The 19,632-nt window shown below is 71.3% G+C and carries 17 protein-coding genes; 7 read left to right on the forward strand and 10 right to left on the reverse strand.

Annotated elements, in window-relative coordinates; genetic code table 11:
* The first annotated feature begins 188 nt into the window (after positions 1-188).
* Entirely contained in the window at positions 189-554 is a 366-nt protein-coding gene (locus C8K30_RS26895) for a cupin domain-containing protein (RefSeq protein ID WP_108495970.1), read from the forward strand.
* Between the two features lie 33 nt (positions 555-587).
* Here C8K30_RS26895 and C8K30_RS26900 read toward each other — a convergent pair whose 3' ends face one another.
* From C8K30_RS26900 to mfd, 7 genes are all read right to left on the reverse strand, one after another.
* The gene (locus tag C8K30_RS26900; protein ID WP_108496053.1) at positions 588-1,493 is read right to left on the reverse strand and encodes an amidohydrolase family protein; all 906 of its coding nucleotides are present in this window, start codon (positions 1,491-1,493) and stop codon (positions 588-590) included.
* 25 nt (positions 1,494-1,518) lie between these two features.
* Positions 1,519-2,322 (reverse strand): tryptophan 2,3-dioxygenase family protein, encoded by an 804-nt coding sequence (locus C8K30_RS26905; RefSeq protein ID WP_233257512.1) that lies wholly within the window; start codon positions 2,320-2,322, stop codon positions 1,519-1,521.
* 103 nt (positions 2,323-2,425) lie between these two features.
* Positions 2,426-3,679, reverse strand: coding sequence for a type II toxin-antitoxin system HipA family toxin (locus tag C8K30_RS26910; protein WP_108495972.1), 1,254 nt, complete (start codon positions 3,677-3,679; stop codon positions 2,426-2,428).
* Between the two features lie 13 nt (positions 3,680-3,692).
* Positions 3,693-3,995, reverse strand: a complete 303-nt coding sequence (locus C8K30_RS26915; protein WP_108495973.1) for a helix-turn-helix transcriptional regulator — start codon at positions 3,993-3,995, stop codon at positions 3,693-3,695.
* A gap of 171 nt (positions 3,996-4,166) precedes the next feature.
* Positions 4,167-5,081: an ABC transporter substrate-binding protein gene (locus tag C8K30_RS26920; protein ID WP_108495974.1), complete on the reverse strand. Its 915-nt coding sequence runs from the start codon at positions 5,079-5,081 to the stop codon at positions 4,167-4,169.
* A 657-nt stretch (positions 5,082-5,738) separates the two neighbouring features.
* On the reverse strand, positions 5,739-6,227 hold the full coding sequence (locus tag C8K30_RS26925; RefSeq protein ID WP_233257500.1) for a peptidoglycan-binding domain-containing protein: 489 nt from the start codon (positions 6,225-6,227) through the stop codon (positions 5,739-5,741).
* 233 nt (positions 6,228-6,460) lie between these two features.
* Entirely contained in the window at positions 6,461-10,063 is a 3,603-nt protein-coding gene (gene mfd / locus C8K30_RS26930) for a transcription-repair coupling factor (protein ID WP_108495976.1), read from the reverse strand.
* 181 nt (positions 10,064-10,244) lie between these two features.
* Here mfd and C8K30_RS26935 point away from each other — a divergent pair, with 181 nt between their 5' ends.
* From C8K30_RS26935 to C8K30_RS26945, 3 genes are all read left to right on the forward strand, one after another.
* Positions 10,245-11,366 carry an acyltransferase family protein gene (locus C8K30_RS26935; RefSeq protein WP_108495977.1) on the forward strand — a complete coding sequence of 374 codons (1,122 nt, stop codon included), beginning with the start codon at positions 10,245-10,247 and terminating at the stop codon, positions 11,364-11,366.
* A gap of 68 nt (positions 11,367-11,434) precedes the next feature.
* On the forward strand, positions 11,435-11,644 hold the full coding sequence (locus C8K30_RS26940) for a type II toxin-antitoxin system HicA family toxin (protein ID WP_233257501.1): 210 nt from the start codon (positions 11,435-11,437) through the stop codon (positions 11,642-11,644).
* Positions 11,641-12,012, forward strand: coding sequence for a sigma factor-like helix-turn-helix DNA-binding protein (locus tag C8K30_RS26945; protein ID WP_108495979.1), 372 nt, complete (start codon positions 11,641-11,643; stop codon positions 12,010-12,012). The genes C8K30_RS26940 and C8K30_RS26945 overlap by 4 nt, the downstream gene beginning before the upstream one ends.
* Positions 12,013-12,042: 30 nt before the next feature.
* On the opposite strand, the gene C8K30_RS26950 is transcribed toward C8K30_RS26945, so the two are convergent.
* Together C8K30_RS26950 and C8K30_RS26955 are read right to left on the reverse strand one after the other, a co-directional pair.
* Complete coding sequence (locus C8K30_RS26950) at positions 12,043-13,149, reverse strand: MerR family transcriptional regulator (RefSeq protein WP_108495980.1); 1,107 nt, start codon at positions 13,147-13,149, stop codon at positions 12,043-12,045.
* Positions 13,150-13,153: 4 nt separating this feature from the next.
* Complete coding sequence (locus tag C8K30_RS26955; RefSeq protein ID WP_108495981.1) at positions 13,154-14,419, reverse strand: MFS transporter; 1,266 nt, start codon at positions 14,417-14,419, stop codon at positions 13,154-13,156.
* 211 nt (positions 14,420-14,630) lie between these two features.
* On the opposite strand from C8K30_RS26955, the gene C8K30_RS26960 reads away from it, so the two are divergent.
* From C8K30_RS26960 to C8K30_RS26970, 3 genes are all read left to right on the forward strand, one after another.
* Positions 14,631-16,271, forward strand: coding sequence for a membrane dipeptidase (locus C8K30_RS26960; protein ID WP_108495982.1), 1,641 nt, complete (start codon positions 14,631-14,633; stop codon positions 16,269-16,271).
* Between the two features lie 298 nt (positions 16,272-16,569).
* The gene (locus C8K30_RS26965; RefSeq protein WP_369941445.1) at positions 16,570-17,835 is read left to right on the forward strand and encodes an MFS transporter; all 1,266 of its coding nucleotides are present in this window, start codon (positions 16,570-16,572) and stop codon (positions 17,833-17,835) included.
* On the forward strand, positions 17,832-18,863 hold the full coding sequence (locus tag C8K30_RS26970) for a hypothetical protein (protein WP_108495984.1): 1,032 nt from the start codon (positions 17,832-17,834) through the stop codon (positions 18,861-18,863). The genes C8K30_RS26965 and C8K30_RS26970 overlap by 4 nt, the downstream gene beginning before the upstream one ends.
* Positions 18,864-18,866: 3 nt before the next feature.
* On the opposite strand, the gene C8K30_RS26975 is transcribed toward C8K30_RS26970, so the two are convergent.
* A complete protein-coding gene (locus C8K30_RS26975; protein WP_146197609.1) occupies positions 18,867-19,631 on the reverse strand; it encodes a hypothetical protein in 765 nt (254 codons plus the stop codon).
* Position 19,632: the final 1 nt, after the last annotated feature.

A 19,632-nucleotide genomic window follows, 5' to 3' on the forward strand; every position in this document is an offset into this window, starting at 1 on the left:
AGCGAGACGGACCAAGACAGGGACTCTGGCGAAGTAGCACCCCGGCGTGGGTTCTACTTCGCCAGAGTTCTGCGAACGTGCCGAGCAGCCCGACAAAAGGCCCGGTCTGGCGCTCGGAGTGTTGGACGGCGCGCCCCGGCGTACGGTGGAAGACAAACGCCGATCAACGACGATCGAGGAGGCTTCTCATGGTTTCACTGGAATCGAAGGGGTTCGACGCGCCGGACGAAGTGCGACCGTTCGCGGACAAGGGCCAAGCCCAGGTTGTGAACGTCGCCGGGAACTCGGTGATCAAGGGCCGGTTCGAACCGGGCTGGCGGTGGTCGGACCACGTGCGCCCCATCGCAGGCACGGACAGCTGCCAGTCACCCCACTTCCTCTACGTGCTCTCGGGGCGGATGCACCTGGTGATGAACGACGGCACCGAAGGCGAGGCCGGACCCAACCAGGTAGTTCACGTCGAGCCGGGCCACGACGCCTGGGTCGTCGGTGACGAGCCGTGCATCACTGTCGACTTCGGGGCGTCCCCCGCATACGCAACCAAGAGTTCTTGATCGACAGCAGAGCCTGCGCCACGACGGTGATGATCAGGAGGATTCGTCATGCCCAGGTTCATGGACGTTCACCACGGGATGCACGGCATCACCGACGAGGCCCTGAAGGCGATGGGCCGCCCTCAGCCAGGTGATCAGATCGGCAGCAGTGCCGGGGACGGGTAGCGGTGCGGTGAGCGCGGGGCCGTCCGGCGACCCCAGGACGGCGCGCAGCAGCGCCGCCCCCTCGAGAACCCGCCCGAGCAGCTCGATCTCGCGCTCATTCACCCCGACCGGCGTCGGACCGTTGCCCATGTCCGTCCCGTAGGCGAGCGTGCCGCCCGCTGCGACGAACCGTCGGGCGTTGTCGAGCACCCGCTCCAGCGCGACCGGCCGGCCCAGCCCGTCGTGGATGGCGAACGTGGAGATCCAGGTCATGTGCGTCGCCCGCGCGATCACGGCGTCGGACAGCGCGTTGGTCCACGGCACGTGCACCAGCGTGTCCGCGCCGGCGTCGATAGCGCGCTCGGCCTGACCCGCGCCCTCGGCGTGCACGAGCACCGGCAGCCCCGCCGAGTGCGCCTCCGCGACCAGGGCGCGCAGGACGTCGTCGTGCAGAAGGGGCATACCCGCGTGCAGGGCGACCTTGACCGCGAAGCCGCCCACGGCGGCGACGTCGGCCACCGCCTTAGCGGCGGCACGCGGCGAGGCGAGGTGCCGCACCGCGGCGGCCGGCGCCCAGGAGCGCCCCGTCGGGTACCCGCCGGGCGCGGTGTGGAACGGTCCGGCGTACCGCACCCGGACGCCCGACGGCGGGGCGGCCGCCCAGGCGGTCGACTCGCGCGGGTCCCAGCCCAGGTCGTGCACCTCGGTGACCGGACCGTCGGCGAGGAGCGCCCGGTCCACCAGACCCAGGTGCACGTGGTGGTCGACGACACCCGGCAGGATCGTCTCGGACACGCTGTCGGATGCCGCGCGGCCGCCGTCAGGCACCGAGCGGGCCGTCGATCTCGGTGCGCACCGAGATGAGCTCGGGGAAGAACGTCAGGTCCAGGGCGCGCTTCAGGAAGCCGACGCCGCTGGAGCCGCCCGTGCCGGTCTTGAAGCCGATGGTGCGCTGCACCGTGCGCAGGTGACGGAACCGCCAGAGCTGGAACGCGTCCTCGATGTCGACCAGGTCCTCGCAGGCCTCGTACAGCGCCCAGTGGGCGTGCGGGTCCTCGTAGATCGTCTTGAAGACGGCGGTCAGCTCCGGGTGCTCGGTCCAGGCCAGCGTGACGTCGCGGTCCAGGATCTCCGCCGGGACGGGGTGCCCGCGCCGCGCCAGCAGGCGCAGGAACGCGTCGTACACGGTGGGCTCCCCGAGCAGCCGCGCGAGCAGGGCGTGCGCCTCGGGCTTGTCCCGGAAGACCTGCAGCATCCCGGCGTTCTTGTTGCCGAGCAGGAACTCCACGGCGCGGTACTGGTGCGACTGGAAGCCCGAGGACTGCCCCAGCGCGCCCCGGAACTCCGCGTACTCGCTGGGCGTGAGGGTCGCCAGGACCGACCACTGCTCGGTGATGGTGCGCTGGATGTGCTTCACGCGGGCCAGGCCCTTGAGGGCACGCGACAGGTCGTCGGCGTCGAGGAACCGCCGCACGGCGCTCAGCTCGTGCACCACCAGCTTGAGCCACAGCTCGGTGGTCTGGTGCTGGATGATGAACAGGAGCTCGTCGTGGTGCGGCGGGTCGCTCATCGGGTGCTGCGCCGACAGGAGCGCGTCCAGGCCCAGGTAGGAGCCGTAGTCCATCTCGTCGCGGAAGTCCGTGCGGATGGAGGCCTCGATGGGCCGGGTGTTGCTGGTCACCCGTCGAGCGTAACCCCGCGGTGTTTCGGGGCGGTCCGCCCGCCGGTCAGGCCGCCTGGGCCTCGGTCCGGTTGGGGTTCTCGAACGCCTCCGCCATCAGTGCTATCTCCTCGGGCGGGAGCGACATGTCCCGCGCGATGCGCGTCCAGCCCGACGTCGCCGCGGCCACCTCGGCGAGCACGCGCCGGGCGTCGTCGTGCCGCAGGCCGTAGGAGTCCGCGGTGGCCAGCAGCGCCCGTACGTCCCGGTCGATGCGGCTACCGCCTGGGCGTAGCGGCGTCGACTCCACGACGGCGAACGGGTTGGGGTTCACGTCGAACAGCGGGGACAGCGACCAGCCGTCCGCGCGGCGCAGGAAACCGTGGTTCTTCATGTGGTCGTCCACGTTGCGCACGAGCAGCGTGAAGGCGACGCGGCGGAACAGGTCGTGCCCGTCCGTGGCGGGCCGCCCCGAGTGGTCCGCGAGCGTCTCCGCGAGCGTCCGGTAGTCGATGACCTCGAAGAACGCCTTCTGCGTGAGGCTGTCGGCGGACAGGAAGCCGATCCGGCCGCCGTCCGGGTGCCGGTCGAAGCGGCGTGTCAGCAGGATGGACCGGGCCGGGCCGATGCGGTGCAGCCGCGCCACCGGCACCTCGATGCCCGCGTCCGACGCCAGCCGCAGCGTCAGGTACTCCCACGCCTGCACGTCCCACCGGTCGCTGCTCTCGGGCAGCTTGGCCATCCACAGGTCGCCCTCGCTGTCCTTCACGGTCACCTTGGGCCGGGCGCCGCCCATCGAGGTGCCGGCCGCGACCAGGAGGCTCACGTCGTGGTCGGTCTCCCGGTGCTGCGCGACGGCGTCCGCGGCGTCGGTCAGCGATGGCAGGTCCACCAGGTCGGGGACCTCGGCGCGCGGCGGCCCCATGAATGTCTTGCCGTCGTCGAGCGAGAAGCGCAGCGCGCCCAGGCGGGTCTCGTCCTGCACGCCGAGCAGGAAGTCCACCTCGGTGAGGGTCATGAAGCCGCGGCCCTCCGCGCGCGCCGCGCGCCGCTCCGCGTTGAAGAGCAGGGTGCGGCCCCACTGGTCCGGCTGGCAGTCCGCGAGGACGCCGAACAGCGGCCGGTCGCTGCCCGAGGGAATGTTCCCCGGCGTCAGCGGCAGCTCGGGACACAGTGCGTACGCGCGCGGATCGCGCAGGTACTCGGCGGCATAGCGGAACGTGCACCCCACCAGGGCTCCGCCCCGGTTGAGGTGCATGTCGAGGTCACCGGCGCGGGCCTGTCCCCCGCCGGGCAGCTCGACCTCGACACGTATCGACAACGGCGCTCACTCCTCAGTTAGGAACTCTTACTCGCTGCGGCAGGGCGCGTTCCGCGTGGAACCTGCCCATCTCGGTGGTGAGCGGGTCGCTCGCGCCGACGACGGCGTCGGCCATGCCGAGCACCCGCAGCACCGCGAACGTGTTCTCGAGGCTGACGGTCCCGGTGCCGTTCTCGAGGGCCCGCAGCGTGGTGCGCGTGATGCCCGCGCGGTCGGCGACGAGCTGGGCCGTGAGGCCGTGGATCTTGCGCCAGGCGCGCACGTGGTCGCCTAGCGAGGCGAGATCGCGCCGGGTACGAAGGGATGTTCTGGCCATGACTGCTCCTTTCGGTTACCAGGCTAACCGACGCGCCACGTAACGGTCACTAGACTGACCGCTATTCCTTCGCGAAACTTCGCGCGGGCCTCACGGCAGGAGTCACGACCAAAGCAGAACGGGCCGCCCCAGGTGTGGGGCGGCCCGTTCTACGTGGCGTTCGACGGCGCCCTACTGCTCCTGGTTGTTGACCGTGGCCTTCGTCAGGGCGCCCTCGGAAAGATCGTGCTTCTTGAGAATCTCGCCGTAGGTTCCGTCGTCGATCAGGCTCTGCAGCGCGGCCTGATAGGCACGTACGAGCTCGACGTCGCCCTTGAGGAACCGGAAGCCGAGCGGCGTCGGGTTGATGATCTCGGTGTTCGCCACCTCAAAAACATCCCCCGAACCGACCTGCTTCGCGTTGTAGGTGCCGGTCGACCATTGGGTGAGCTCCGCGTCCGCCTTGCCGGCTTGGACCTGCGCGAGCGCGTCGGCGTCAGTCTCGAACGTGACCACGTTTACTGGCTGGGTCTGGCACTGGGCAACGTTCAGCGCGGTGAGCGCGGCGGCCTGCGTAGTCTCGACCAGGACCGCGACCGTACGACCGCAGAGGTCCTTGAGGGTCTTGATGCCTTCGGGGTTGCCAGCCGGGACCATGATCGCGTCACTGTCGTTGTAGTAGTCGACGAAGTCGGAGTCAGCCTGACGTTCGGCGGTGTCCGACATGGCCGCAGCGACAGCATCGACATTACTCGCATAGAGCTCGTCAACCAACGAGTCCCAGGGCATGTCCTGGAAGTTGTACTTCAGGCCCAGCCGGTCCGAAGCGGCGTCGAACAGGTCGATCTCGAACCCGACGATGCGGCCGGCCTGGTTCGTGTACTCGAAGGGCGGGTAGCCCGACTCCGTACCGACCGTAATGCGCGTGGACTCCGCCCGCAGCTCGCCGGGGAGCATGGCGCGCAGCTCCTCGTGCACCTCCACCTGCTCGGCAGCTTCGGTCGGCTCGTCGGGAGCATAGATCGAGCAGCCGGTCAGCAGCCCACCGAGCACGGCTGTCGCCGCGACCGAGCTGATGACCGCACGCACGCGGTATCCGAGTGCCATGCGGTTTCCTCCACAAAACAGGATGAGCGGGTTACGCGGGTGGAGCCTATACGGTCCGGCTCGGTTGCCGTGAATCCGAGTTTCACGAACGTCCACGAGCCCCGCGCCCGAGGCCAGGCGCCAGCACCGACCTTAACGGCAGCCTTACGTCGGCCAGAATCACGGCGTCGATGAGGCCACGGCCCACTCCGGCAACTCCTGACCCGCGCACGATCGCTACGATTTTCGTAGTGCTGGCGTCGTATATGTATAGAGCATGCCGTGAGAATCTCAACCCCGGCCGCTCGCCCTCTGCATCCGAGCAGGCACTCCGATGACACGTCGCGGCCAGCGCGTCGGCCCGCCCTCGATAGGTGTGATCTGGTCAACGCGGAGACCCGTCAACCTCGTGACCAGCCCGACCTTCAGAGGAGTAAAAGGTCGAGCGCATCCAACCCGCCATTCACCCGCCCAGTCGCCGATCGGCTGCCCGCTCTACAACTGAGCACACACAGCATCCTGGGCGGCGGATGCCGTTGCGGCGAACGGCGTGGAAGCCTTGCCCCTGTAATAGGTCGGCGACTAAGAAAGGCTTCGCCGATCCAGCGCCTCTATCGACCGCGACGGCGTCGAGACCTGAACCGGGGCTCGACGCCGTCGTAATGATGGCGGGGAGAACTAGAAGGTGTGTGTGTTACTGCAGCCAGTGCGACCGCCGTTGCTGGGGTTTTGGCTCCACCTCAGGAACATCGCGTCGCGAGTAGCCGGGCCGTATTCACCGTCGGCGCCGACGCCGTGATAGTTCTGGACCCTCTTGAGAGCGGTCAACGTGTCGTCGCCAAAGTAACCATCCAAGGCGAATCCACCGCTCCATGAAATCCGGCCCGTGTCGATGTAGCAGATCTTGATGTGGCCCTGCAGTGATGTAACGGCCGGATTTGAAGAACTCCGGTCGTAGGCCAGCCAGCAGGTGATATCCGACCCGTTGGCGGGTATCCGGTAGTATCCCGGGTTGCTGTAGACTTCGCGCGTAGTGTTGCACTTCTCGTACGCGGTCGGTGCGGCCGCTGCAGATGCACTGGGCACCGCTACTGCCACCATTCCGAACGCCATGGCGACAGCAAAAAGCCACGCCACGAGCAGTTTCTTCGTCGGACGGTTTTCCACTACAGACCTCATTGACACACCCCTTGATATCAACACCGACATTTTGTCGATCCAGCACCTAAACTTAACCGTCCACAGCGCACGCGCGTCAACGCCAATGGCGGCGGAATTATGACGTCTGAGGCCGTGACACGTTTGCGGCAGGGTGATTTCCAGCGCCAGGCATTGACTCAGCCCGGCGCAGCCGATATCAATCCATCACAGTGCGACCGTGTCGGTCTCTCGGCGAGTGCTCATCGCTCCCCGACGCTGACCTTCGCCGCAGCCCCCACATCGGCCAGAATCACCGCATCGATGAGGCCCCGGGCCCACTCCAGCACCTCGGCCCCACGCAGCGGCCGGCCGCCGATCCGGGCGGTGGTCGGGAACGGCACGAGGACCGCCCGGATGGCGGGCTTGAGGATGGTCCCCGGGTAGAGCCGCTTGAGCCGCAGCTGCGCCGACTCGGGCAGGTTCACCGGCGCGAACCGGATGTACTTGCCCTGGGCGGTGATGTCCGTGAGCTCGGCGTGGCGGGCGTGGTTGCGGAAGTCGGCGACGTCGAACAGGGCGCCCGCGACCTCGGGCAGCGCGCCGTAGCGGTCGGTGAGCTCGGCGCGCACCTCCGCGAGCGCCGCGGCGTCGTGCGCGGCGGCGATCTTCTTGTACGCCTCCAGCCGCAGCCGCTCGGTGGCGATGTAGGACTCTGGCAGGTGGGCGTCGACGGGCAGCTCGATGGTGACCTCGGGGGCCTCCTCCTCACGGTCGCCGCGGAACGCGGAGACCGCCTCGCCCACCATGCGCACGTAGAGGTCGAACCCGACGCCGGCGATGTGGCCGGACTGCTCGCCGCCGAGCAGGTTGCCCGCGCCGCGGATCTCGAGGTCCTTCATGGCGATCTGCATGCCCGCGCCGAGGTCGGTGTGGGCGGCCATGGTGGCGAGCCGGTCGTGCGCCGTCTCGGTGAGGGGGCGCTCCGGCGGGTAGAGGAAGTACGCGTACGCGCGCTCGCGCCCGCGGCCTACGCGCCCGCGGAGCTGGTGCAGCTGGGACAGGCCCAGCATGTCGGAGCGCTCCAGGATCAGGGTGTTGGCGTTGGAGATGTCCAGGCCGGTCTCGATGATCGTGGTGCACACCAGGACGTCGAGCTCCTTCTCCCAGAAGGCGCGGATGACCTGGTCGAGCTGGTGCTCGCTCATCTTGCCGTGGGCCACGCCGATGCGGGCCTCGGGCACGAGCTCGTTCAGCCGGGAGGCGGTGCGCTGGATGGTCTCCACCTTGTTGTGCACGTAGAAGACCTGGCCCTCGCGCAGCAGCTCGCGCCGCAGGGCGGCGGCGATCTGCTTCTCCTCGAACGCGCCCACATAGGTGAGCACGGGGTGCCGCTCCTCGGGGGGCGTGGCCAGCGTGGACATCTCCCGGATGCCGGTCACGGCCATCTCGAGCGTGCGCGGGATGGGGGTGGCGGACATCGCCAGGACGTCCACGTTGGTGCGGAGCTGCTTGAGCGTCTCCTTGTGCTCGACGCCGAAGCGCTGTTCCTCGTCGATGACCACCAGGCCCAGGTCCTTGAACCCGACGGAGCCGGTGATGAGGCGGTGGGTGCCGATGACGATGTCGACGCTGCCGTCCTTGAGGCCGGCCAGCGTCTCCTCGGACTCCTTGGCCGACTGGAAGCGGCTCAGCGCCCGCACGCTGACGGGGAATCCGGTGTACCGCTCGGAGAAGGTCTCGAAGTGCTGCTGCACCAGCAGCGTGGTGGGGACCAGGATGGCCACCTGCTTGCCGTCCTGCACCGCCTTGAACGCGGCACGGATGGCGATCTCCGTCTTGCCGTACCCGACGTCGCCGCACACCAGGCGGTCCATCGGCACGGACTTCTCCATGTCGGCCTTGACCTCGTCGATCGTCGCGAGCTGGTCCGGCGTCTCGACGTAGGCGAAGGCGTCCTCGAGCTCGCGCTGCCACGGGGTGTCCGGGCCGTAGGCGTGGCCCTGCGTCGCCATGCGCGCGCTGTAGAGCCGGATCAGCTCGCTCGCGATCTCTCGCACGTGCTTGCGGGCCTTGGCCTTGGTGTTCTTCCAGTCGGCGCCGCCCATCTTGGACAGCGACGGCGACTCCCCGCCGGTGTACTTGGTGACCTGGTCGAGCTGGTCGGTGGGCACGAACAGCCGGTCGCCCGGCTGGCCGCGCTTGCTGCTCGCGTACTCGATCACGAGGTACTCGCGCGTGGCCCGGTTGCCGCCGGTGCCCATGGTGCGCTGCGCCATCTCGACGAACCGGCCGACGCCGTGCTGCTCGTGCACCACGAAGTCGCCCGCCTTGAGCTGGAGCGGGTCCACGACGTTCCGGCGGCGGCTGGGCATCTTGCGCATATCGCGCGTGCCCGAGCCGGCCCGTCCGGTCAGGTCCTGCTCGGAGAAGACGGCGAGCTGCAGCTCGGGGGCCACGAAGCCCTTGCCGACACCGCCCGCGACGACGTGCACGACGCCGGGCTCCGGCTCCTCCTCGAGCGAGATCGCCAGCCGGGCCGCGGTACCCGCCGCCGACAGCTGCTCCGTCATCCGCTTGGCCGGCCCGTGGCCCTCGGTGGTCAGCACGAGCCGCCAGCTCGCGACCTGCAGCCCGTGCACGTCGTCCAGCGCCCGCGCAAGGTCGCCGCGATAGGACTCGACGTCCCGGGCGCTGATCGTGAACACCGCCTCGGCGCCGTCGCCGGCCGGGCCGTCGTCCGACGAGGTGAGCTCCGTGTCCTGCGTGAACGCCGACAGGGTCCACCAGCCGAGGCCGCGCCGCGCCGCGACCTCGCGCACCTCGGCGAACGTCGCGAAGGACGCCGCGGACAGGTCGATCGGCGTCGCACCACCGGCGACCGCGCCCGTCCAGGCGGCGGCAAGGAACTCCTCGGTGGTCGCCACGAGGTCGTGCGCACGACGGCGCACGCGCTCGGGCTCGTTGACCACGAGCAGCGCGTCGTCGGGCACCAGCTCCAGGACGGGGACCATCCGGTCCACCAGGACCGGGGCCAGCGACTCCATGCCCTCGACGGCAACGCCCGCGGCGAGCTTGTCGAGCATCTCGACCGCACCCGGCAGGGTCTCCACAAGGTCTGCCGCGCGCTGCCGGACGGCGTCGTCCAGCAGGATCTCGCGGCACGGCGGCGCCCAGAGGCCCCGCTCCGCGATCTCGAGGCTGCGCTGGTCGGCCACGGCGAACCAGCGGATCTCGGTGATCTCGTCGCCCCAGAACTCGCACCGCAGCGGGTGGTCCTCCGTGGGCGGGAAGATGTCGAGGATGCCACCGCGCACCGCGTACTCGCCGCGCCGCTCCACCATGTCGACGCGCGTGTACGCGGCGGCCGTGAGCCGTTCGGCGACGTCGGTCAGGTCTGCCGTGGCGCCGATCTCGAGCTGGACCGGCTCCAGCTCCCCCAGGCCCTCGACGACGGGCTGCAACAGGGCGCGGACCGGCATCACGAGGAGCCGGATCGAGCTTGCCTGCCCGTGCCCCTCGGCCGGGTGGGCCAGCCGGCGGAACACCGCCAGCCGCTTGGCCACGGTGTCCGCGCGCGGGCTGAGCCGCTCGTGCGGCAAGGTCTCCCAGGCCGGGAGCACCGCCACCTCGTCGGCACGGTCCTCCGGGAGGTAGCCGCGCAGGCTCTCGGCCAGGTCGTCAGCCTCCCGGCCCGTCGCGGTGACCACCACGAGCGGGCGCTGTTCGGACGCGGCCACCAGCAGGGGCGGGCGCACGCCAACCGGTCCCACCACGTCCGCGAAGCCGCGGGCGCGCACGTGCTCCACGGCGGCGGACGCGCCGGGATCACGCAGGAGAGTGGGGAGCAGGCCGGTGAGGTTCATGAGAACAGTCCTTCGAGGGCGCACGACGACGGGCCCATCACGGGCACGACCCGGGGTAGGGGTCACTGGGTGAGGGGCTGGTCCCAGGCTACTCCGGGCCACCGACAGTGCCCTCTGCCGGCCCCGCTGCCGGCCCTCCTGTCGTTCCCGATGTCGGCCACTGCACGTACGATGACCTGCGATGTTCACCCCCTCCGGATCCCCGCGGCACGCCGGCGCGACGGTACCGGGGCGCGACGCCGCCGTCGGGCAGCGCCGCCCCGCCCGCCTCGCCTGGCCCGACGCCGCCCGCGGCCTCGCCATCGGACTGGTGGTCCTGTACCACGCGACCAACTGGACGTGGTCGACCGGGTACGAGGTGAGCGTCCTGCGCGACGCCAACGAGACGCTGCGCAGCCTGCGGATGCCGCTGTTCTTCGCGGTCGCCGGCATGTTCGCCGCGAAGTGGATGACCGTGCCGTGGTCCCGCCTGGCCCGCGGCAAGCTGCTCTACTTCGCCTGGGTGTTCGTCCTGTGGGAGCCGATCTCCCTGGTGGTCCGCCTGGTCACGGGCTACTACCAGGTGGCGGACGCCGACTGGGGCACCCTGCTGCACGACCTCGCCTGGTCGCCGCTGGTCCCCCGCTCCGAGCTGTGGTTCATCTGGACGCTGGCCGCGTTCTTCGTCATCGCGCGGGCGCTGCACCGGGTCCCGGTGCCCGTGCAGCTGGTGGCTGCGGCCGGCGTGAGCGGGTGGGCGCTGGCCGGCTGGGAGCCAGAGAGCATCGCGTGGCGGGGCACCGCCCAGTTCGTGCTGTTCTTCCTGGTCGGGCTGCACCTGCGGCCGCTGCTCGAAGGGTTCGCCGAGCGGATCACCGGGCGGGTCGGCTGGGCCTGGGCGGTGGGCGCCGTCGCCGTCTGGCTGGGCATCCAGTGGTCGGTCGCGACGCTCGGCCTCGCCGACGTCCCGGGGCTCTACCTCCTGGCCAATATCGCCGGTGTGCCGGCCGGGGTCGCGGTGAGCGTCCTGGCCTCCCGGGTCCCCGGCGCCCGGTATCTGCCCAGGTCACTCGGGTTGCAGTGGCTCGGCGCGCGAACGCTCCCCGTGTTCGTCACGCACACCTCGGTGGTGCTCGGCCTGCTGTTCCTGCTGTACAGCAACGGGGTGTGGATCCCGGCGCCGCAGTCGCAGTGGCTGCCCGTGGCGCTCTGGGCGGCGGCGATCGCCGTCGGGCTGGGGCTGGGTGCCCTTGCGCCCCGGATCGGCGCCCGCTGGCTGTTCGCCCCTCCCGATCGGCTGACGGGCTCCGCCCGCAGCGACTGACACGCGCCGGGTCGACGAATGTCTACCCCCACTAAGCATTGACTGTCTAGTTGGCCTAAACTAGGGTGATGGTCAAGCCGATGAAGTATCGGGAAATCGCCAAGATCCTCAAGGCCCTAGGGTGCACCAGCAGGTCCGGAAAAGGCGACCACGAAGTTTGGACCTGTCCGTGCGGGCAGCACCGGGCGGTGGTCACCAAGCCGGGTGAGGTATCCCCTGGGATCGTCCGGGACCTCATCAGCAAGTTCACCTGCCTGAAGAAGGGGTGGTTGCAATGACCCAGAACCACTACACCGTCCGCGCCAAGCGCTGGAAGCGCGGCTGGGAACTGCACATCGACGACATCGGGGTGACTCAGGTCCGCACTCTTGCGACCGCCGACCGGCAGGTCCGCGACTACCTCGAGTCCCTGCTGGAGATCGACACAACCAACGTCACGATCGACGTGGTGCCAGAGCTCGGCGATCTTGCCGCCCACGCCGCCGCCGCCCGACAAGCCACCGAGGCGGCATCGGTGGCTCAACGCGAAGCCGCCGCCCGGGCCCGTGCGGTCGTGGCCGAGCTGCGCGACGCCGGCCTGTCCGTCGCCGATGTCGCCGTTGTCCTCGGCGTCAGCCGAGGCCGCGTCTCCCAGCTCACCCACTGATCGACCCAACCGCGGCGGCTGGCCGACTGCTCATGGTCGGAGGCGCACCGGCATCAGCAGGCTCCTGTCCTCGGGCCGGGCCGGGCGGGCCACCCCCAGCACCTGGCGGGCAGCGTCGAGCGCCAGGACCACGTCGTCCCCGCCGGCCGCCGCGAGCGCCTCCAGCAGGTACGCACGGTCGAACGCCACAGCACCGGGCACGCTCGGCTGCACGACGTCGACACCGTGGTCTCCCAGGAGCACTGCCACGAAGTCGGGCCGACGGGTGACGGCCGGCCTCCCCTCGATGGAACCCGGCGGCCCGTCTACAACCCGGCTGACCAGGTCCGACGTCGGGATGCGCACCTGCCGCACCCAGGTCGCCTGCAGCAACGCCTGATAGTCCGGGTACTCGGCCGCGACCGGTTCTGCGGCGACCAGTGCTCCCTCTGCATCTCCGATCACGACCCGGTCGACCCGCAGCTCGACGGACAGCAAGGGCTCCTCACCTCCGGCGTCGGACTCGCTGCTGTCGCCGCCGCCGCCGCCGTCACCGTCACCGTCGCGGTCGAGAAGCGACGCCAGGAACGCGAGCGGCACGACCACCTGCACGGGAAGCCCGCCCAGGTGTCGCACCGGCACCGAGGCGACGGCGAGCCGCGCGCGGTCGCAGGCCACTAACCGCAATACCCCGTCCGAGCAGTCGAGCAGGACGCCGGTCAGCGCAGGCCATGCAGGGTCGGAGCCCACGGCGTAGCGGACGGCGGCGAGCGCCTGCGCCAGGTCCGCCGCAGACACCTCCAAGCGGGTGGCCGGTGGGTCGGCGAGGAACTCGCGGGCGTCGGACAGATGCTTCCGCGCCGCCGCGAACCGCGACTCGAGCTCGCGAAGGTGCCGGTCCAGGACGGTCAGCGCCTCGGCCGACCGATGGCGGCTCGCGAGCACCTCGGCGATGTCGGCCAGCGGCATCTCGACCTGACGCAGCCGCGCCACCAGCGCGGCCTGGCCGACCTGGTCGCCCGAGTACCAGCGGTAGCCCGTGACCGGATCGGACCAGGCCGGGCGGAGCACACCCACGGCGTCGTAGAACCGCAGGGCGCTCACGGGGAGGCCGCTCTCCCGTGCCACCGCTCCTATGCCGCGGAGGTGCTCGTGCATGGGCTCACTGTGCACCCTCGACCTGGTCGAGGGTCAATCGCCACAGGGCGGTCGTGCCGCTGGCCGCAGCGGCCAGCAGCCCCAGCGCGGAGGCGCCTGCGGCGACCGCTGGGGACGTCGCACTCGCCAGCGTCCCGAGGGCCGGGTTGGTGATCGTCAATGCCCCGACCTGCACCAGCCCCACCAGCGCCTGCACCCGGGCGAGGTGTGTGCGCGGGGCCGACCCGAGCACCACGGGCGCGAGGTGCACAGTGAACAGCCCGCTGCCGGCACCCACGGCGGTCGCCGCAACGACGGCCAGCCCCGCCCCGGCCGGCATCGAGGCCGCGACCACCAACACCGCCTGCCCCAGGGCCGCGACGGCAAGCCCACCCGACGCCGCCACGCCCGGCCTTCGCCAACCGCCCTGCCGACTGACGACCACGGTGACCGCGATTATCCCCGCCCCTTGCGCACCGATGACGATCCCCACCTCCGACGCTCCCCAACCGGCGTCGCGCGCCAGGAGGGGAAGCACGAGAGACGTGGTCGGCAGGAGGAACGCAGCCGCAGTCGCGAGCAGCGCCAGGGCCCCGGCCAGGCCGGGCGTGCGACGCACGACGCGCACGCCGTCGAGGGCGGCCCGCCACACCGGAACGCCCCGGTCCGCCGGCGGGGTTGTGTGCGAGGGCCGTACCTGCAGCAACACGACCAGCACCACGAGGAACGTGCCCGCGTCGAGCAGCGCCACCGAGCCGAGGTCGCCGGCCACGACCAGGATTCCGGCGAGCGGGGCTCCGAGCAGCTGAACCGCCTGGCTGGCGCCCTGGCGCAAAGCCAGTGCACGGGTGAGCTGCGCGTCCGCGACCAGGCGTCGGGGCATCGACCCGGCCGACGGGCTGTAGAACGCGAACACTGCCCCGCGCAGCACGCTCGCCGCCAGCAGGAGCCACAGCGGCGTCCCGGCGTGCACGACGGCGAGTGCCAGCGCCACCGACATCATCAGCATGACGGCGTCGCCCGCGATCATCACGCGGCGTGCACCGAACCGGTCGGCGATCGTCCCGCCCAGCAGGAGCAGCAGCACCGACGGCAGGCTTCCGGCAGCCAGCACGAGGCCCGCGGCGGCACCTCCGTGCTCGGCCGCGACCCAGCCGACGGCGAAGCCGAGGACCACGTCGCCGAGCTGCGAGACAGTGGCGGCCGCGAGCCACACGAGGTAAGACGCGGGGAGCGGCGGGCCGACATCCCGGCGGGGCGGCCGACGTCGAGCAACGTACGAGAGGATCATGCCGGGAGCCTGCGGTCTCGACCCGCTCGAGGGTCAATGCGTGGTGATTCAGGAGGCTCGCACCGCCGAGGTCGATACTGCCCTAAAAGGTACTTGACCGACATCTACCCTGTGCGTGACCTGTGCTGTTACTGTGGCGCGGTCAGCAACGGCAACGACGCCGTCGTGATCGGCGCGGCCACAGCCTCGCCCTGGCCCAGCGGGAGGTCTCGTGCGACGCATCAGACGGACGGCAGTGCTCGTGACCGCGGTAGCAGCAGCGTGCCTCAGCGCGACGGCGCTGGTGATACCGGCGTCGGCCACGAACACCGAGTCGGTCCTCCCCTCCCCGGAGTCCGAGGTCAACGTCACCGGCACCCCCTTCACGGACACCCGGCCCGACGGGACGGTGTACGGCCTCATCGACGCGCACAGCCACCTGTTCATGCAGGACGGCATGGGCGGCGCCGCCGTCTGCGGCAAGGTCTTCTCCCAGGACGGGGTCGAGGCCGCGCTGCAGGACTGCCCGTCGCACGAGCCGCACGGCCTCGGCGCCCTGCTGGAGAACCTGACCCGGGACGGCTCGCCCATCGGCACGCACGACACCACGGGCTGGCCGACCTTCGCCGACTGGCCCGCCTACGACTCCCTCACCCACCAGCAGATGTACTACCGCTGGGTGGAGCGGGCCTGGCGCGGCGGGCAGCGCGTGCTCGTCAACGACCTGGTCACCAACGGCCTGCTGTGCTCCATCAACCCGGGCACCTACCAGAGCTGCGACGAGATGACGGCGATCCGGCTCCAGGCGCAGGACACCTATGACCTGCAGGCCTACGTCGACGCGCAGTACGGCGGGCCGGGCCGCGGCTGGTTCCGGATAGTCACCAGCAGCGAGCAGGCGCGACAGGTGATCGAGGAGGGCAAGCTCGCCGTCGTGCTCGGCGTGGAGACGTCGGAGCCGTTCGGCTGCAAGCAGACCCTGCGCATCCCGAACTGTTCGAGGGCCGACATCGACGCCGGCCTCGACGAGCTCTACGACCTGGGCGTCCGCTCGATGTACCTGTGCCACAAGTTCGACAACGCGCTGTGCGGCGTGCGGTTCGACGCCGGGAGCATGGGCACCATCATCAACGCCGGCCAGTTCCTCTCCACCGGCACCTGGTGGGACGCGCGCTCCTGCCCGGCGGACCAGCCGCACGACAACAACCCGGGCAACGGCGAGCTCCCGCCCGAGCTGGAGGACGACCTCCCGCCCGTCCTCCCCCTCTACCCGCCCGGGACCCTCTGCAACACGAAGGGCCTGAGCGGGCTCGGCGCCTACGCCGTCCGCGGCATGGTCGAGCGCAACATGATGGTCGAGATCGACCACATGAGCGCCAAGGCCGCCGACCAGACCCTCGACATCCTCGAGGCCGAGGGCTACCCCGGCGTCCTGTCGACGCACTCGTGGATGGACGAGAGCTACCTAGACCGGCTCTACGCGCTGGGCGGGTTCGCCACGATCTACGGCCACGCCGCCGAGGAGTTCGTCGCGGAGTACGAGCGCACAGCGCCCGTCCGCGACCGGTACGGCGCGGGGATCGGGTTCGGCTTCGACATGAACGGGTTCGGCGGCACGCCGCCGCCAAGGGACGACGCCGCGGGAACCGGAGTCACCTACCCGTTCCGGTCGTTCGACGGCGGCACGCTGCTCGACCGGCAGACGACCGGCGAGCGCACCTGGGACATCAACGTGGACGGTGTCCCGCACTACGGGCTGGTGCCCGACTTCGTCGAGGACCTGCGCCTCGTGGGCGGCCAGGACCTCATCGACGACCTGGCCCGCGGCCCGGAGAGCTACCTGACGACGTGGGCGGGAGCCGAGGCGCACTGACCTGCCAGGCCCTCGGGTCACTGGGGACCTGAGGGCCTGGCACCGGGTGAAGTACCCAGTTCACCCGTCCCGAGCACGCCGGGAGCCGCCACACCTCCGTAGCCTGATGAGGCTGAGCAACTGCCAGCATCGAGACCGCTGGAGCCACATGTCAGGCCTCGTCCGCGCCGTACCGGGAGAGACCGGCTCGCAGACGGGTACCCCGTCCCGCGACCGGCCGGGCGACCCGCCGGGCGACCGGCCCCCCGGCCGATCGAGCGCGGGCCGCCGCCGCACCGGCCGGGTCTCGTCCACCGTGGTGACGCTCGGCGTGGTGAGCTTCCTGACGGACGTCTCCTCGGAGGCGGTCGCCGCGATCCTGCCGCTGTACGTCACGGCGGCGCTCGGCATGTCGATCGTCGCGTACGGCGTCGTCGACGGGCTGGTGCAGGGCGCGGGCGCCCTGGTCCGGGTCGCGGGCGGGTGGGCCGCCGACCGCACCGACCGGCCCAAGTGGGTGGCGGCGGTGGGCTACGGCCTGTCGGCGCTGACCCGGGTCGGCCTCCTGTTCGCCGCGGGCCTCCCGGCCGTCGCGGGCCTCGTGGTGACGGACCGGATAGGCAAGGGCATCCGCACGGCCCCCCGCGACGCCCTGATCGCCGCCTCGGCGAACCCGCGCAACCTCGGTCGGTCCTTCGGGGTGCACCGAGCGCTGGACACCGCGGGGGCCGCGCTCGGGCCGCTGCTCGCGTTCGCGGTCCTGTGGGCCGTCCCGGACGGCTGGACGACGGTCTTCGTGATCTCGCTCGGGGCGGCCGTGCTCGGCGTCGGCGCCCTCGTGCTCCTCGTCCCGGACCTCCGCCCGCGGCAGGCGGCCTGGCTCCGCACCCACCGGACCCGGGAGTCCCGCGGGCTGCCCAAGTGCAAGGGCTGCACGTGCGACGCGGCGGGCGGCCTGCAGCCCGCGGGGCGGCCGTTCTCCTGGGCCTTCCTGCGGGGCGGGGCGACCGTGCGGCTGCTGCTCGTCGCCGGGGTCCTCGGCCTCCTGACGGTCGGCGACGGGTTCGTCTACCTCGCGCTCCAGGACCGCGACGGCTTCGCGACGCACTGGTTCCCGCTGCTCTTCGTCGGCACGAACGTCGTCTACATGCTGCTCGCCGCACCGGTCGGCCGGCTCGCGGACCGCGTCGGCCGGGGCCACGTCCTGGTCTGGGGGCACGTCCTGCTGGCCGGCGCCTACGCCTGCGCCGCGGCCCCGTTCCCCGGCGCGGCCACCACGCTGGCGGCCCTCGTGCTGCTCGGCACCTTCTACGCGATGACCGACGGCGTCCTCGCCGCGCTGACCAGCGCGCTGGTGCCGACGTCGGTCCGCGCGACCGCCATCGGCACCGCGCAGACCGTCACCGCGGTCGCGCGGATGATCGCCTCGGCCGGGTTCGGCGTGCTGTGGTACGCGTCCGGCCGCGTCGACGCGCTGTGGATCGTCGCGGCGGCGCTGGTGGTCGCCGTCCCCGTCTGCGCGTACCTGGTGCGGGGCGGCCGCCTGGCGCCGGACGACGCCCTGACGCGAGAGACCTCCGCGTGAGCGGGCACGCGGCCCTCCGCCGTCGGACGGCGTTCGCCGTGCTGGTCCTCGTCGTGCTGGTCGGTACCGGCTGGTACGTCACGGCCGAGATCCGCCGAGCGCGGGCCGAGCAGGCGGCACCGACCCAGGTCGAGGTGACCGAGGGCGTGCTGGACGGCCCGCACGTCCTGTTCCGCGGCACCGCCCCGGGCGAGCTGTACGGCAGGGTGGCCGCCGTCGCCCTGGACGACCTGTCCGGTCCCCGTCAGGTCACGCCGGCCGTGTGCGACCGGGTGGACTCCGACGGCGCGACGACCGTCTGCCTGCGCACGCACCGCGGCGTCGTCACCACGTACGAGGCCCAGGTGCTCGACGCCGCGTGGCGTACCACCGCGAGCTGGCCGCTGCCCGGCCTCCCCAGCCGGACGCAGCAGTCGCCGGACGGCCTGGTCGCCACCACGTCCTTCGTGACGGGCCACTCCTACGCCACGACGGGCTTCTCCACGGAGACGACGGTGCACGACGCCGACGGCGCGGAGGTGTCCGGCAACCTCGAGGACTTCACGCTGCTGGTCGACGGCAAGCGGGTCGCCCCCGTCGACCGGAACGTGTGGGGCGTGACCTTCGCGGACGAGCGGGTCTTCTACGCCACCGTCCAGTCGCAGTCCCTCGACCGCACCTGGCTCGTGCGCGGCGACCTCGCCGAGCGCACCCTCGTGACGCTGCTCGACGGCGTGGAGTGCCCCTCCCTGTCCCCGGACGGGACCCGGCTGGCCTTCAAGCACGACGCCCGCGCGCCCGGCGCGGCGACACCCCGCTGGACCCCGGCGGTGCTCGACCTGGCCACGATGGCGGTCACCGTGCTCGACGCCGAGGAGCGGTCCGTGGACGACCAGATCACCTGGCTCGACGACGCGACGCTCCTGTACGGGATGCCCCGCACGGACGAGCCGGCCACCACCGACGTCTGGGCCCTGCCCGCCGACGGCGCGGCCGACCCGGTCGTCGCGATCCCGCAGGCCTGGTCCCCGAGCGTGGTCCGGGGATGACGGTCACCGCGCCGACAGCGCGGCGAACACCGTGACGTCGCAGGCCTTGTTGGCCGGCGCGGCTTCCAGCACGACGGTGCCGTCGCCACGCTCGAGGTCCACGGTGGTGCGGCCGGGGCGGGTCTTCGCACCGGACTCGGCGAAGCCGCCGGTCGTGAACCAGACACGGTAGTCGAGCAGCACGTCGGAGCAGACGCCGTCAACCGTCGCGTCGAGCGTCACCTGGTACCGGCCGTCCGACCCGGTCACGGAGCTGGAGGCCACCTCGGCGTCCGCGGGCACCAGCACGACGTCGTCGGGGAAGCCCCGGAGGAGCCCGTCAGCGCTGCCCGTCTCCGGTGCCCTGCTCAGCCGGCCGGCGGCCGGGCCCGTGGAGTCGCCGAGGTCGTCGCCCGACGACCGGCCCTGCGACTCCGGTGGGGCGAGCTCGCTGCCGTCGGCCCCGCTCTGCCCGCCGCTGCGCCCGCTCGACGCCGGCGCATCTGCCGGGCTCGGCTCGGCCGGGCTCGGCTTCGGCTTCGGGCTCGACTTCGGGCTCGACTTCGTGCTCGACTTCGTGCTCGGCTCGGCGGTATCGGTTCGGCCGTCGTCGGGCCCGGCCGACGGCGTGGTCAGGGTAGTGCCGGGGCTCGGCGTCGAGCCCGGCCCGGCATCCGGCCCCTGGCCGGACGCCGGCGATGCCGTGCAGGCGGCCAGCACCAGGACGGCGGTCAGCAGCGGAGCGGTCGGTCGGCACCGCGCCAGGAAGGTCCTCGGGCGTCTGGTCATC

This window comes from Promicromonospora sp. AC04, from assembly GCF_003058225.1.
GTDB lineage: Bacteria > Actinomycetota > Actinomycetes > Actinomycetales > Cellulomonadaceae > Promicromonospora.